12 protein-coding genes and 2 pseudogenes are annotated in these 14,203 nt (G+C 66.4%); 4 read left to right on the forward strand and 10 right to left on the reverse strand.

Going from position 1 to position 14,203, the window contains the following annotated elements; genetic code table 11:
• Positions 1 to 177 precede the first annotated feature (177 nt).
• From ACFMO5_RS03895 to ACFMO5_RS03910, 4 genes are all read left to right on the forward strand, one after another.
• Positions 178 to 1,374, forward strand: a complete 1,197-nt coding sequence (locus ACFMO5_RS03895) for a M24 family metallopeptidase (protein ID WP_376791450.1) — start codon at positions 178 to 180, stop codon at positions 1,372 to 1,374.
• The gene (locus tag ACFMO5_RS03900) at positions 1,371 to 1,952 is read left to right on the forward strand and encodes a sigma-70 family RNA polymerase sigma factor (RefSeq protein WP_376791451.1); all 582 of its coding nucleotides are present in this window, start codon (positions 1,371 to 1,373) and stop codon (positions 1,950 to 1,952) included. The genes ACFMO5_RS03895 and ACFMO5_RS03900 overlap by 4 nt, the downstream gene beginning before the upstream one ends.
• 144 nt (positions 1,953 to 2,096) lie before the next feature.
• Positions 2,097 to 2,756: an anti-sigma factor domain-containing protein gene (locus ACFMO5_RS03905; protein ID WP_376791452.1), complete on the forward strand. Its 660-nt coding sequence runs from the start codon at positions 2,097 to 2,099 to the stop codon at positions 2,754 to 2,756.
• Between the two features lie 48 nt (positions 2,757 to 2,804).
• Positions 2,805 to 4,382 (forward strand): amidohydrolase, encoded by a 1,578-nt coding sequence (locus ACFMO5_RS03910; RefSeq protein WP_376791453.1) that lies wholly within the window; start codon positions 2,805 to 2,807, stop codon positions 4,380 to 4,382.
• Between the two features lie 19 nt (positions 4,383 to 4,401).
• Here the strand turns inward: ACFMO5_RS03910 and ACFMO5_RS03915 are convergent.
• The 10 genes and pseudogenes from ACFMO5_RS03915 to ACFMO5_RS03960 form a co-directional block, all read right to left on the reverse strand.
• Positions 4,402 to 4,818, reverse strand: a pseudogene (locus ACFMO5_RS03915) (DMT family transporter); the annotation flags it as partial.
• 27 nt (positions 4,819 to 4,845) lie between these two features.
• Positions 4,846 to 5,223: a zinc ribbon domain-containing protein gene (locus ACFMO5_RS03920; RefSeq protein ID WP_376791461.1), complete on the reverse strand. Its 378-nt coding sequence runs from the start codon at positions 5,221 to 5,223 to the stop codon at positions 4,846 to 4,848.
• Positions 5,198 to 5,596 (reverse strand): annotated as a pseudogene (locus tag ACFMO5_RS03925) (RNA-guided endonuclease InsQ/TnpB family protein); the annotation flags it as partial. The gene ACFMO5_RS03920 and the pseudogene ACFMO5_RS03925, both read right to left, overlap by 26 nt.
• 388 nt (positions 5,597 to 5,984) lie before the next feature.
• Positions 5,985 to 6,608, reverse strand: coding sequence for a hypothetical protein (locus ACFMO5_RS03930; protein WP_376791454.1), 624 nt, complete (start codon positions 6,606 to 6,608; stop codon positions 5,985 to 5,987).
• A 108-nt stretch (positions 6,609 to 6,716) separates the two neighbouring features.
• On the reverse strand, positions 6,717 to 7,934 hold the full coding sequence (locus ACFMO5_RS03935) for a glycosyltransferase (RefSeq protein ID WP_376791455.1): 1,218 nt from the start codon (positions 7,932 to 7,934) through the stop codon (positions 6,717 to 6,719).
• A gap of 121 nt (positions 7,935 to 8,055) precedes the next feature.
• Complete coding sequence (locus ACFMO5_RS03940) at positions 8,056 to 9,174, reverse strand: glycosyltransferase family 4 protein (protein ID WP_376791456.1); 1,119 nt, start codon at positions 9,172 to 9,174, stop codon at positions 8,056 to 8,058.
• A 140-nt stretch (positions 9,175 to 9,314) separates the two neighbouring features.
• Positions 9,315 to 11,198, reverse strand: coding sequence for a hypothetical protein (locus ACFMO5_RS03945; protein ID WP_376791457.1), 1,884 nt, complete (start codon positions 11,196 to 11,198; stop codon positions 9,315 to 9,317).
• A 7-nt stretch (positions 11,199 to 11,205) separates the two neighbouring features.
• Complete coding sequence (locus ACFMO5_RS03950; RefSeq protein WP_376791458.1) at positions 11,206 to 11,949, reverse strand: alpha/beta hydrolase; 744 nt, start codon at positions 11,947 to 11,949, stop codon at positions 11,206 to 11,208.
• Positions 11,950 to 12,027: 78 nt separating this feature from the next.
• A complete protein-coding gene (locus ACFMO5_RS03955; RefSeq protein WP_376791459.1) occupies positions 12,028 to 13,731 on the reverse strand; it encodes an aldehyde dehydrogenase family protein in 1,704 nt (567 codons plus the stop codon).
• A 34-nt stretch (positions 13,732 to 13,765) separates the two neighbouring features.
• On the reverse strand, positions 13,766 to 14,059 hold the full coding sequence (locus ACFMO5_RS03960) for a hypothetical protein (protein ID WP_376791460.1): 294 nt from the start codon (positions 14,057 to 14,059) through the stop codon (positions 13,766 to 13,768).
• Positions 14,060 to 14,203: the final 144 nt, after the last annotated feature.

Raw genomic sequence — 14,203 nt, forward strand, 5'->3', positions numbered from 1 at the left:
CCCCCCCCCCCCCCCCCACCCCTCACAGAAATTCTATTTTCACAACAGAGCAACAAGAGCTCCGAACGGGATGGAATCGGGCTGAATACTTTAAAATTTTGGGTATGAGCCGGGGGCCTTTGGCACCTGGCTCATACCGAAACCCCGTAGGAGAACCAACTGCATCCGGAGGTCCTCATGCCCAACCCGACCCTCATCCGTGAGAAGGTCCGACAGGCGATCGGGATCCTCAACGAGAAGGGGGTGGACGCCTGGATCACCTTCGTTCGGGAGACCGAACAGACGCGGGACCCGGTGCTGGATCTGATCCTCGATCTGAATGTGACCTGGACCTCCGCTTTCATCCTTACGGCGAAGGGGGATCGGATCGCCATCGTGGGGCGCTTCGATCGGGAGAACGTGGCCGCGCTGGGGGTCTGGGACCCGGTCATCGGGTATGATGAGAGCATCCGGGATCCCCTGGTGGAGACGCTGCACCGCCTGAATCCGCGGGAGATCGCCATCAATTACTCGGAGAACGACCCTGCCGCCGACGGCCTGACCCATGGGATGTGGTGCCTCCTCCATCGCCTGTTGAGCGGCACGCCCTTCGTGGGCCGCTTGATCTCGGCGGAGGATCTGATCGGCGCGCTCCGCGGTCGGAAGACCCCTCTGGAGGTGGAGGCGATCCGACGGGCGGTGGAGACCACGGAGGCGCTGTTCGAGGAGTTGGGCGCTTTCCTACGCCCCGGGCGCTCGGAGCGGGAGATCCAGGCCTTCGCCCACGAGCGGATGCGGGCGAGGGGTGTGGCCCCCGCATGGGATCCCGACTACTGCCCGATCGTGGCCGTCGGCCCGGAGGCCCCGGTGGGGCACGCCATGCCGGGGGATCGGCAGGTGGCTCCGGGCATGCTGGTCCACGTGGACCTGGGGATCCGTCAGGAGGGGTTCTGCTCCGATATGCAGCGGATCTGGTATGTGTTGCGGGAAGGGGAAGATGGTCCTCCCCCGGAGGTCCAGCGGGCCTTCCGCGCGGTCCGCGGCGCGATCCTCGCCGGTTTCCAAGCCCTGCGCCCCGGCGTCCAGGGCTGGGAGGTGGATGCCGCCGCCCGCCGGGCCCTGACCCAGCAGGGTTACCCAGAGTATCTGCACGCGCTGGGCCACCACATCGGGCGGACGGTGCATGACGGCTCGACGATCCTGGGGCCTCGCTGGGAGCGGTACGGCCAGACGCCGTATGGGATCGTGGAGGCGGGCAATGTCTTCACCCTGGAACTGGGCGTGAAGGTGCCGGGTTACGGCTACGTCGGCCTGGAGGAGGATGTGCTGGTCACACCGCGGGGGGCGGAGTGGATCAGCCACCCGCAGACCGAACTCTGGGTGATCCGGCCGTGAGGGAGTCTGGTTACGTCGATCTGGAAGATGCGGCCCTCTTGACATTGATCGCGGGCGGTGACGAACAGGCGCTGGCCGCCCTCTACGATCGGCACGGGGCCCGGGCGTTCTCGCTCGCCCTCCGCATCCTGGGGGATCCCGGAGCGGCCGAGGAGGTGGTCCTGGATGTGTTCTGGAGCATCTGGCAGCACGCGGGGACCTTCATGCCGGAGCGCAGTCGTTTCACCACTTGGCTGTATGCCATGATCCGCAACCGCGCCATCGATCAGCTACGACGGCGTCGCGCCCGCCCCCCTCAGGCTCCGGAAATCGAGCCTGAGTCGAGGGAGGCGGCGGCCGCCGACCCCGCTGTGGAGACCCTGGCGGAGCGGGAGGAGCTGGCCCAGGCCATCCGGGAGGCGATGGCGACGCTGCCGGAATCCCAGCGGCGCGTGCTGGAGCTGGCGTATTTCCACGGGTGGACGCACCGGGAGATCGCGGAATATCTGGGGGAGCCCCTGGGCACGGTGAAGAGCCGCCTGCGCCTGGCGCTCCGCAAAATCCATGACTGGCTGACCGAGCACGGCCTGCTCTCGTAAATCCGTTGGGAGGCGCCTCGCCCGATGCGCTGATGGCGGCGGCTTGAGGCCGCCTCCAGGGCGCGGCGCGCCGAAAGCGGGCTCTGTTTCGAAACGATCTCCCGCAAACCATGTTGCGTATTATCTTGAGGGGTCTCCTTGACGATGAACACTTGGCATGAGGTCTTTGAAGAAGAGATGGTGGCCTATGTGTTAGGGGCGTTGCCGCCGGAGGAGGCGGCGGCGGTCGCGGCCCATCTGGCCACATGCCCCGGTTGCCGCGAGATGGCCGCCCGGTATCGAGAGACGGCCGCGGCCTTGGCCTACACGGTGCCGCTGCGCCCCCCGCCGCCCCGCCTGCGGGCCCGCCTGATGGCCCGGGCGCGGAGGCCCGAGCGGGCCGGCTGGCGGTGGTTGGGGATGGGGGTCGCCCTGGTGGCCGCCCTCCTCGGGCTGATCCTCTTGGCGCCTCAGGTTTTCTCCACCCGGTTCCCCGCGGCTCCGGTGGTCATTCCGCTTCAGGGCGCGGAGGCGGCCCCGGAGGCGGAAGGGTATCTGATCCTGGAAGACCGCCAAGGGCTGCTGGTCACTAAGGGGCTGGCGGTTCCCCCCGAAGGCCGAGTCTATCAGGTCTGGTTCGTGGACGCCGCGGACCGCCGGGTCAGCGGCGGCACTTTCCGCACCCATCCTCGGCCCTATGGGATTTATACGGTGACCGTCCCCTTGAACCTCGCCGCTTACCTCCGGATCGGGGTGACCCTTGAGCCGGAGGGGGGAAGCCCTCAGCCGACCGGCCCTCAGGTCCTCCGGGGCCTGCTTCGCTGAGCGGCTGGAGCTGGTCCCCTGGAAGCCCCATCCGAGGAGCGAGAACCCATGCAGGATGCCGAGTGGATCCTCTGGAACGCCCGGATCTACACCCAGGATCCCGAGCGACCGGTGGCGGAGGCCATCGCCATCGCCGGCGAGCGGATTTGCGCGGTGGGTTCCGCCGAGGAGGCACGGTCCTGGCCGCGTCCGCGCGTCCGTCTCCTGGATCTGGGCGGGGCGGTCGTGCTGCCGGGCCTGATCGACGCCCATCTGCACCTGGAAGGTTATGCCCGTCGGCGGATGGGAGTGGATGTCGACACACCGACGTTGGAGGAGGCGCTGGCGCGCGTGGCCCGTCGGGCAGCGTATGCGCCGCCGGGCGCTTGGATCGTCGGGCGGGGTTGGTTGCAGGAGCGCTGGGGGAGGTTCCCCACCGCGGACGATCTGGATCGCGTGGCCCCGGCGCACCCGGTGGCCTTGTGGGCCCGGAGCGGGCACGCCCTCTGGGTCAATCGGGAGGCGATGCGGCGGGCGGGGATCGCCCCGGGAACCCCGGATCCGCCCGGCGGGCGCATCGCGCGGGATCCTCATGGGGAGCCGGTTGGCCTGTTCTTCGAGCGGGCGATGGATCTGATCGCGCGGGCGATCCCTGAGCCCTCAACGGAGGAGTTAGCGGAGGCCCTCTATGAGGCGCTCCACGAGCTGGCGGCCCTGGGCCTGACCGGCGTTCACAACTTCGATGGCCTCCGCTCCTTCGCTGCGCTCCAGATCCTCCACGAGCGGGGGGATCTCCCCCTTCGGGTGGTGCAGCATCTGCCCCTCGCCGTGCTGGATCATGCGATCGCCCTTGGCCTGCGCACGGGCTTTGGGGACGCATGGCTGCGGGTGGGGGCGGTGAAGATCTTTGCGGACGGCGCCTTGGGGCCGCGAACCGCGTGGATGTTGGCCCCTTATGAGGGGGAGCCGGAAAACTTCGGGATCGCCTTCACGTCTTTGGAGGTCATGCGGGAGGCCGCCCGACAGGCCACCGTCGCCGGTCTGTGGCTGGCCGTTCACGCCATCGGCGACCGGGCCAACCGGGAGGTTCTGGATCTTTTCGCTGAACTGCGGGAGCTGGAGGCGCGGCTGGGGATCCCGCCGGAGGCGCGGCGGCATCGCATCGAACACGCGCAGCTGGTCCATCCGGACGATCTGCCGCGCTTCGGCCAGTTAGGGATCCTCGCCTCCATGCAGCCGATCCATGCGGTCTCCGATCGCCCGATGGCGGAGCGGTATTGGGGGGAGCGGTGCGCCACCGCCTATGCCTGGCGCGCCCTCAAGGAACACGGGGCGCGGCTGGCCTTCGGCTCCGACGCCCCCGTGGAGTCGCCGAACCCGTGGTGGGGGCTGCACGCCGCGGTGGTTCGTGATGGTTGGCATCCGGAGCAGGCCCTCTCCCTCGAGGAGGCCCTGGAGGCCTATACGGTGGGTCCGGCGTGGGCCGCTGGGCTGGAGCGCGGGCAGGGCCGGCTGCGGCCCGGGATGTGGGCGGATCTCATCGTGCTCCCCAAGGATCCGTTCCGGATCGCGCCGGAGGAGCTTCGGGACCTGGAGGTCGTCGGCACGATGGTGGGAGGGCGTTGGGTCTATCAGCGCCTGATGTAGGAGGAGCGAGGCTGTTCCCCTAGCGTTCCTCGGATGGCATCGCCGCCGGGGGGAGCGGGGCTTGCACCATCCATAGCACGCCTAAGATCACCAGCCCCGCCCCCAGATAACCCAGCGGGCCAAAGCGTTCCCCCCACATCAGGTATGAGACGACGGTCGCCACCACCGGCTCCAGCGTGGCCACCACGGCGGCCCGCGTGGCTTCCAGCTGTCGCAGACCGGCGTAATAGATCGAATAGGCCAAGTAGGTGGAACACAGGGTCAGGAACGCGACGGCGCCCCAAGCCAGGGGCCCTGGGTGGTGGAACGAGATCAGGGGAAGCAGGCTCAGAGCCCCCACGGGCATCGCATAGGCGAACAGGGTCGGTGTTTCATAACGCCGCAGATAGACTTTCCCGAAGAGGTAATACAGAGCGTACGTGAACCCCGAGAGCAGCCGTTCCGTGACTCATAGTCATCTATTTCACCCCGCGGGGTTCCACAGATGACCGGTCACTTCCTGCTTCATCGACCGGGTGCTCGTAGACCGGGCCCGGAGGCCCGTTCCGCCGCAGAGCCGATCTCCACAGGCGTCACTTCCCGCGGAACTCGCGGTAGGGCCTTTCAGGGCGGCCAACCCATAGGCGCGTAGGTTCAGCGCGGCGTTCAGATCCCGGTCGATCTCCAGCCCGCACACCGCACACCGAAACACCCGCACCGACAGGGACACCTTCGGCCCCACCCCTCCACACCCCGAGCCACACCGGGTGGACGGGGAAATCCGGCGGGGCCACAAGGAGCTGTGCGCCATACCATTGGGCTTTGTAGGCCAGGAACCGAAGGAACATCCCCCATCCCACATCGGCGATCGACCGGGAAAGCCGGCCCCGGACCCTCCCCCGCCCGTTCAGCGCCTCCACCACCAAAACCGGCTGGGTTTTCGCCAGTCCGGTGAGGACCTGGTGCAGAAAATCGCGGCGGAGGTTCCGGATCCGACGGTGCCATCTGGCCAACCGCAAAGAAGCCTTGGCGTAGTTGCGGGATCCTTTCTGCTTGCGGGCGAGCTGCTTCGAGCGACGGCGAAGCCCGCGCAGCTTCCTGGCCAGCGGCTTCGGGGCCGCCACCCGCGTTCCGTCGGACAGAACCAGGAACGAGGAAAGCCCCAAATCCACCCCCACTGGCTCCCCCTCGCGGGGAAGTGGATCGGGCCGCTCCACCTCACCGGTGAGGCGCACATACCAGCGATCCGCCTGGCCCGATAGAGGGCGCGGATCGCCCCCACCTCATAAGCCCCCCGCCCGCCTCCACCGGACAACACCAACGCGCGTTTCCCCACGTTCCTCCCCCAGCAGGGGCCCACGGCGGCGCGCGCATATCCAGCCCCCGTGCCCCCCAAATGAGCGCTTTCCCTTCGTGGAATTTCTGGAAGGGCAGGCCGCTTACGCAGCCTGCTCTTCGCAGAAAGTTTGCCTATTGGAATCTTCCCCGCACCTTTTTCATCTTTCGCGACGAAGCGTATGCTCCATCATAGTCCGCCATGCGAGTTTAGGGAAAGACGGAAAGCCCTCCCTCCCGGATATGCAAGGGACTGAGGTAAGCCCCCAATGTCGATCCGGAGCCTCCTCATCCCACCCCTCTTCCAGCGCCGGATGACGGCTCACCCAGCCATGGCAGGAACAGGATCCGCACCGCGTGATCCTCGGGCACGAAGGCCAACGAGGTGCCAGAGAAGATGTCCACCACCACCTCAGGGTCGTAATCATAGCGAACGGGGACGCCGAGAGGAAGACACACGGGAGGGAGGGAAAGCGCTGTCCCGCGGACGGGACGCCCTCCGGTGCTCACCACGGGGCCGATCCGGACCTCGACCGCTCCTCGATCGAGATCGAAACGCACGATATATCGCCGCCACGCGTCCGGCCCTACCCGCAGGGTGTGGAGCATCAGGCGAATGGTGCGGCCTTCCGCCGCGGCCTGTTCGATGGCTTCCTTCACGGCCCGAGCGATCGCGCCGGGGTCCGGCGGATCGTCTGAGGGATCGACCGCTCGATTCGGCTGCTCCAACCAGCGGGCGAATCGGGAGCCCAGGGCATCCGGCAACATCGCCGCGATCCCCGCCAGGGCCGGCCCGATGGCGCCCTGGGCGGCCTCCCACACCACATCGGGGAAGAACGTCGCTAAGGCGATGCCGGAGATGAAAGGCGCGAAGCCTTTCATGGCGAGGAAACGCGGCCGATTGAAACCCACCCAGATGGCGGGCCCGTTTTCAACCGATCGGTGCCCATGATGATGATAGACAGATGAGCACGGTCGCTGAGGGGGCTGGGGAACGAGGCGATGCCGTGACGCCTCCCGTTATCGCCGGAGGATCTCCGCTCGATACAGGGCCTCGAGGGGGGCTAATGTCTGCGCCCAGTCGTAACGGGCCACGGCCAGGCGACGGGCCGCTTCCCCCAGCGCCTTCCGACGAGCCGGGTCCTGCGCCAGGGCCACCATGGCCTCAGCGAACGCCTCCCCGTCGGCCAGCCAGACGTGTTCCCCATCCACCACGGACAACCCGTCGCATCCCATCGGGGTGCTGACGATGGCCTTCCCCATCGCCATCGCCTCCAGGATCTTCAAGCGGGTTCCCCCACCCGCCCGCAGGGGCGCCACGTAGACCGTGGCCCCTGCCAGATAGGGGCGCACATCGGGGACCTCCCCGACCACGTGGATGCCGGGGATCTCTTGAAGGCGACGCACGGCCGGGGAGGGACGGCGGCCGACCAAGTAGAGCCGAGCCTGGGACAGGGCGGCGCGCACCGTGGGCCAGACCGCGCGGGCCAGCCATAGGGCCGCATCGATGTTCGGACGGTAATCCATGGATCCGGTGAACACAAAGGCGAGCTCGCCAAGGGGAAACGGCGCCACGGCCTCCGGGTGGAAGAACCCTGTATCCACCCCGTTCGGGGCGACCACAGGCGGACGGACGGCCCCCAGGGCCTCCAAATCGCGGGCATCCAGCTCCGAGACTGCGACCACGTGATCCACCCGGCGCACGATATGGGCTTCGTAGCGCCGCAGCCGGCGGGCCTGGATCCCCGAATAAAGCGCCCCCGGCCATCGCCGGGGATCCCTCCGATCCGCCTGGAACAACCGCTCCTGCAACCGATATTCCGCGTTCAGCTCGTCCAGCACCAGGATCGGTCGTGCCCGGAGAGGGACCTCCAGCAGATGCTCCACCGACCAAGCCATCTCAAGGCCTTCGATGTGGATGGCGCGAATCGGACGCTCCCGCAGCACCCGCCTGAGCCCTTCGATCAGGGCGGGCGTCCGATATCGGAAGGCCAGATCCGGTTGCGACGAGGCGACCAGCTGCCTGAGCCGGGCCCTGAGGGATCGCGGGCGCCAAGGGAAGAGAAAGATCTCCTGGGCCATGGATTGCCAGATCGCAGGCGGCTCATCGGCTCGCTCGGCGAGGGCCAGCACCACCACCGGTGCCAGCTGGGCCAGCCGCCGCAGCACGTGAAACGCCCGGATCGCTCCCCCTTTATTTGGAGGATCGGGAAGCTCGGGAACCAGAAACAGGATCATCGCCGCAGCTCGTTCATCCTCAACGAGAGGATCTTTGGGGTTTGGGGGCTGCCTTTGGCGGTCCCCAAACCCCCATAGGAGGGGAGAAGAAAGGGAAATTCGGATCCGCCTCCAGAGCCGTTCACCGGCCCAACACCCGGCGGTAGATCGCCCAGGTTTCCGCGGCTGCGCGATCCCAGGAGAACAGGGCGGCCCGCTCCTGGCCCTTCCGACGCATCCGCTCCCGCGCCTCCGCGTCCTCCAGGAGCGCTTCCATGGCCTCCGTCCAGCGGGATTCCTCCTCCGCTGGAAGGATGAGCCCGGCATCGCCGACCACTTCGGGCAATGCCCCCCGATCGCTGACGATCACGGGGGTGCCGCAGGCCATCGCTTCCAGAGCGGGCAGGCCGAACCCTTCGTACAGCGAGGGGAAAACCAAGAAAGCCGCCCCGTTGTAGAGAGCCGCCAGGGTGAGATCATCGGGCCCCTCAACCCAGCGCAAACGATCGGTGATATGAAGACGGTGCGGCCACTCCAGGATCTCTTGATAAAGCCAGCCCCGCCGGCCGGCCAGAACCAGCGGCGGGGCCTCCGGGCGGCGATCCAACAGCCGGGCGTAAGCCCGCAACAACATGGGGAGGTTCTTCCTCGGCTCCCACGTCCCCACAAACAGGATGTATCCCGGCTTCAAGCCCAGGCGCCCCAAGGCTTCCTCTATCGTCTCTGAAGGAAGCGGTCGGTAGACCTCACTGGCTCCTTCGTAAACCACCGAGACCCGATCGGAAGGCAAACCGAAATAAGCCATGAGATCCGCCCGCGTGGTCTGGGAGACCGCGATGATATGGTCAGCCAGCCGGACCGCCTTCTCGATCTGCCCCGCATAATAGCGCCGGCTCTCCATGGTCATGAAGTCCGGGTATTTCAGAAAGTGCAGATCGTGGATGGTGATGACCCTGTGGAAGGAGCCGGAGAACGGGGGGATGAAGTCCGGGCTGTGGAGCAAGGAGACCCGCCGGATCGCCACCTCCAGCGGCCACGTCCGCTGCTCCCAACGGTGATGAGGAGGAGTCCAGACGTAAACCGTGCGCGTGTTGGGCGCGGCCACACGGGCGTTGGGATCCTTCCGGCTCTGGAAGATGAGCAAGCGGATTTCCGGATCATCGATCACCCGAGGGAGACGAGCGGCCAGTTCGAGGATGTATCGGGCGATGCCCTCTCGCCGATACGCCAGCAACCGGGCATCCAGTCCGATCCGTATCATCGGAGACTCTACCCTCCTGGCTCAGGGGAATGGATCCCACAAGCCTGCTCTAGGACACCCCTTGTGGGGGCAGGCCTTGTGCCTGCCCTGGAGCCCCGCGTCGGGCGCCCACAAGGGGTGCCCCTGCTATGGATCAAGCTCTATGACTCTTGCTCCGGCTCTACGGGTTTCGAGGGAGGAACTTCCTCCCCTGAAGCGCGGGCGGCCCGTCGCTCCATCTCGGACAGGACCATAGCGACCGCCTCGATAGCCGCCCGTTGCTTGCGATAAAGGTCCGATTCGCTCAGGGCCAGGCGTTGAGCGATCTCCCGGACTTTACGGCCCTGGATGAAGCGCAGCTCCAGCAGGTTGTAAAGCAACCACTCCGGAGCCGTCAACTTCCGCTCCCCGTCCGGCCGGAGCTGCTCGATGGCCTCCAATAGAACCGCCCGCAGGGCTCGGATCGGGTTGCCATCGTGCGCTTCGATCGCCTGCTGGACGATCCGCAGCTGCAGGAGGGGGCTCTGCAGGAGGCGGGGGCCACCCCAGTAGTGGGCCAGGGCCTCCTTCACCCAATGCGTGAACTCCGGGTGCTCGATGAGCGGCGCGGCGGAAGGCTCCTGCTCGGGCTGACGCAGGCGGCTGACTTCTTCCGCAACTTTCTCCAGCGCGCTCAACGCTCGCTCCTGAAGCATCCGGTCCTCCAGGGCAGCCGCCGCGCGAGCCACCCACCCTTGAATGGTCTCCCGCAAGGTCTCCAGCGGGGCATCGTGAATGGGCTGGGCCACCGCGATCGCGCCCAGAAGGCGATCGTCCACGCGGCTCCTCAACGGCCACACCCAGAACCCATCGGCCGCGATCGGGCCGTCCGTCGAACGCTCCACGATGGAGAGCGTCTCCTCAATAGAGGCCCGTTCGATCGATCCGAAGGAGGCAACCGGCTCGATCCCCGCCGGGGTGATCCGGACCACGAATCCGGTCGGGGAGCGGAGGGCCTCGCATATGAGCGCCAGGATCCCCTCCATGAACTGCCGGAGATCCCGGCTGGTGATCATCCCATCGCTCAGCCGGCGTATGCGAGCCAGCTCCGAGACATCCCGTCGGAGGAAAAGCCATTCGAAGAAGGGGCGGATCCAACCGCTGAGGAGCTCATAGCTCACAATGGCTACCGCAGCGACCAAGGGCAGGAGGAGGGCGAGCGGCAGGCCGAGGACGTGGCTCACCCGGCTGAGCCCGAACATCACGAGCACCACGAAGGTGGCCAGAACGGGCCCCCGGAGCAGGTAATCGATCCAGCGCTGCTTGATCACCCGATCGGGCACCAGCACATCCAGGTAACCCACCGCATAGACCATGCCGAACAGCATGGTCCCAATGATCACATTGCTGAGAGCGACCAGGCCCCAGAACACTGCCGGGAAGGATGGAAGGGTGCGCCCGATCAGAAGCAGGTAGGGGAAGACCCCGATGGCAGGGGCGATCATGGTTGCCGTCAGATACATCATCCGCCGCCGATGGGTGGAGATCAGCGTCCGCCGGCGGGCCCGCCAGGCGTTCACCACCCCCCACGCCACCCCGCCGATGAAATAGACTAAAAAGAGGGGGAAGAGAGGGCCCGCCCACAGGTGGAAGGCGCGACCGTCCGCAGCCCCATCATGGACCAGCAGATCCGTTCCCAGGGCCAACAGAAACCAGACGATCCCCAGACCGTAGGCCCCCCGCACCGCCCACCGACGCCATGGGGAAAAAGAGCCCGTGCGCTCCAACAGCGCATCCGTGAGGTGCGCGTAGGCGGCCGGTGCGACGGCGATGCCTAACCATTGCAACCGCAACCAGCGCTCCGCCGCACGGGGATCTCCAACGAAGAAGAGGACCAGATCACCCAGGTAGACGGTGAACACGGAGATCAGCAGCCAGGCCGCCCCTCGCGCGCTCCGGCTCCGGAAATAATAAGCCAGGAGGTAGACCAAAAGGGAGAACGAGGCGATCAGTAGGGCGGCGACGATGATGAAATTGATCTGAATTAACAACTCCAGCGGTTCCATCTGCTCATCACGACCTGCAGATCTGCTCAAGCCATCGCTGGATACGTTGAATCATCACCCGACGGCGCCCGGTGTAGCGATGGTCACCACCATCGATGAGCGCCAGATCCGTGTTCAAACCCGCCCGATGATGCAGCGCCAGGCTGTGTCGATGGGGCACCACAGGGTCCGCCGTCCCATGGACGATCAGCATGGGGCGCGGTGAAAGGCGATCCACCACATCCACCGGTTGCGCCGTCCCCGCCTGGGCCCTCAGCTCCTCCCGCAAAGCCTCCACGCTCATTCCGTTCATAAAGCGAACCCAATCCGCCAGCATAGCATCATCCGGCGTCCAGGCCCGCAGATCGCTGACGGCGGAGAGGGTGATCAGGGCATAGACCCGGGGATCCTGAACCGCTGCCAACACAGCAGCCCAGCCGCCGATGCTGTAGCCCAACAGGACCACGCGATGGCGATCCACGCTGGGCTGCGCCATCGCCCACCCGATCGCCGCCTGAACGTCCTCGACCAGGGTCGCAATGCGATAGGGGCCCTCGCTTCCCCAACAACCCCGGTAATGAAAGGCCAGCACGTTCCATCCAGCATCCCGCAGGACATCCGCCAGGTCCAGATTGAGCTCCACACCAGCGATCCCATGGGCCATCACCAAAGTCGGATGGGGGCCCGGCCCATCCGCTTGATAGAAACGGCCCAGCAATCGGTATCCCTCGCTCTCCAAAACGACGCCGCTCAGCATGGCTGCAACACCCATGTAGGGGCACCCACAAGGGGTGCCCCTACAAAGATTGAAGAAACGGGCGCTGAAGCGCCCGACGGCGAACAGCGGCCCTTAATCGATCACCGTCTGGCTCTGCTCCCGCAGGTACTGGATCAAGTAGTATGGCCCTCCGGAGCCCCGGCCGGTGGAGCCGCTGGCCTTCCAGCCGCCAAAGGGCTGGTAGCCGGGCCACGCCCCGGTGGTCGCCCCCGCCGCCCGGTTCACATACGTCACGCCCGCCTCAATGTGATCGAAGAACCATTGGATCTCATCCGGATCGTTGCTGTAGAAGCCGGCGGTCAGCCCATAATCCACGGCGTTCGCGTAGCGCATGGCCTCGTCCAGGGAATCCACGGTCACGATACACGTGATCGGCAGGAACATCTCCTCTTTGAGCAACGGATGGTCCGGCGGGAGGCCGTCCACCACCGTGGGCTCCACGAAGTAGCCCTTGGCGAACTCCCCGTCCGTCAGGACGTTGCCCCCGAAGAGGACCACCCCATCGCGCCGCAAGATCTCCATATAGCGCTGGAACTTCTCGTAGGCGGCGCGGTTGATCACCGGCCCCAGGAAAACATCCCGCTGGGTCGGATCGCCGATCCGGATCTGGCTGGTGAGGTCCAGGAACTTCTCCAGGAAGGCGTCCCGAACCGGGCGCTCCACATAGATCCGCGAGGCGGCCGAGCACTTCTGGCCCTGGAGGCCGAAGGCCGAGCGCATGCACCCCAGGGCCGCCCGATCCAAATCCGCGTGGCGGCTGATGATCACCGGGTTCTTGCCGCCCATCTCCAGGATGATGGGCTTGGGGTGCTTGGTGGAAGCCGCCACCTTGCGGTAGATGGACATCCCCACTTCGTAGCTGCCGGTGAAGGTGATCCCCGCGACGTCCGGGTGCAAGACGAGGGGATCCCCCACCTCGCTGCCGCTGCCGGTGATGTAATTGAAGGCCCCCGGGGGCACGCCGGCGTCCCGGAAGATCTCGTAGAGCTTATAGCCGACGTAAGGGGTATCGGAGGCCGGCTTGAAAACGACGGTGTTGCCGGCCAGCAGCGCGGCGCCGGAGGGGCCGCCGGCCAGGGCCAGCGGGAAGTTGAAGGGGGAGATCACCGCCCAAACCCCATAGGGCTTGAGCACGCTGCGGTTGTGGTGCTTGGGGGATTCCTGCTTCATCGGCTTGATGTAGCCGTCGTTGGCCTCCATCTGATCGCAATAGTAGCGGATCAGATCGGCCGTCTCCTCCACATCCCCAAGGGCCTCCAACCGGTTCTTGCCCACCTCCAAGCTCATCAGGGCGGCGATCTCGAAGGCCCGTTCGCTGATCAGATCCGCCGCCCGCCGCATAATCTTCACCCGCTCCGTCCAGGGCAACCGGCCCCAAATCGGGAAAGCGGCCTTGGCCGCGGCCACCGCATCGTCGACATCCCGAGGGGTTCCCCGCTGGAAGACCCCGAGCAGCCAATCGGTGTTGATCGGGGAGCGATCCTCGAAGGTGCGGTCGGTGTATCGCGGCTGGCCATCGATGACCATCGGCAGCGTCTCGCCTAAGCTCTCCCGAACCTTGGCGAGGGCGACCTCGTAGCGGATATGGAGCTCTTCGCTGGGGACGGCCAGGGTCGCGTAAGTGATCTTGAAAGGCTGGGCCGGCGCCTCGGGGGCCGCTGCCCGACGGGCCACGGTCTTCCGGGCCGGCGCCTTGCGGGCCGCCGGACGGGTGGCCTTCTTCGGAGCCGCCTTCTTCGCCACCTTCTTCCTCGCCGTTGTCTTCTTCGCAGGCATGCCCGACCTCCTCGGATTTCGGGTAGGTCACGCTTCACCGAAAATATGGAATGCGCAGACCGCCCGTGAGGGTCTCCCGTTTCAGGGGGAGGACCAGTCCCTCCAGCGCCTCCTCGGGGACCCGCACCCGTTTCCCCTCCAGGCCCCGGAACGTCTCCGGGGTCAGCAGCGGGTCCTCCACCCCGGGTGGGATCCGGGCTTCCAGCAGCGCCACCAGACGGCAGAAGACCCGGCGCATCACCGGATCCTCCCCCTCGATCGCCGCCTGGAACCGGGCGATCACACGGGGTCCCTGGAGCGATCGCCAGGCGAATTGAAGCTCAACCATCCGCTCGGAGGTTCCCATATCTGTTACGATTATACCCCTTCTTTTTGTCACAAAGGGATTCCTTGGTAGTCCTGCAGGGCTTTTCAGAGTTCTAACAGCGGTTTCCTCCTGGGGGCTTTTGGGGGCCGAGCCGCGCGCCTGTAG

Source organism: Thermoflexus sp. (genome assembly GCF_042408365.1).
Classification (GTDB): Bacteria; Chloroflexota; Anaerolineae; order Thermoflexales; family Thermoflexaceae; genus Thermoflexus.

Coding starts and splice junctions, on each gene's coding strand:
- ACFMO5_RS03895 (WP_376791450.1), top strand. CDS start 178: ATGCCCAACCCGACCCTCATCCGTGAGAAGGTCCGACAGGCGATCGGG.
- ACFMO5_RS03905 (WP_376791452.1), top strand. CDS start 2,097: ATGAACACTTGGCATGAGGTCTTTGAAGAAGAGATGGTGGCCTATGTG.
- ACFMO5_RS03910 (WP_376791453.1), top strand. CDS start 2,805: ATGCAGGATGCCGAGTGGATCCTCTGGAACGCCCGGATCTACACCCAG.
- ACFMO5_RS03920 (WP_376791461.1), bottom strand. CDS start 5,223: ATGTGGGATGGGGGATGTTCCTTCGGTTCCTGGCCTACAAAGCCCAAT.
- ACFMO5_RS03935 (WP_376791455.1), bottom strand. CDS start 7,934: ATGATCCTGTTTCTGGTTCCCGAGCTTCCCGATCCTCCAAATAAAGGG.
- ACFMO5_RS03940 (WP_376791456.1), bottom strand. CDS start 9,174: ATGATACGGATCGGACTGGATGCCCGGTTGCTGGCGTATCGGCGAGAG.
- ACFMO5_RS03945 (WP_376791457.1), bottom strand. CDS start 11,198: ATGGAACCGCTGGAGTTGTTAATTCAGATCAATTTCATCATCGTCGCC.
- ACFMO5_RS03950 (WP_376791458.1), bottom strand. CDS start 11,949: ATGGGTGTTGCAGCCATGCTGAGCGGCGTCGTTTTGGAGAGCGAGGGA.
- ACFMO5_RS03955 (WP_376791459.1), bottom strand. CDS start 13,731: ATGCCTGCGAAGAAGACAACGGCGAGGAAGAAGGTGGCGAAGAAGGCG.
- ACFMO5_RS03960 (WP_376791460.1), bottom strand. CDS start 14,059: ATGGTTGAGCTTCAATTCGCCTGGCGATCGCTCCAGGGACCCCGTGTG.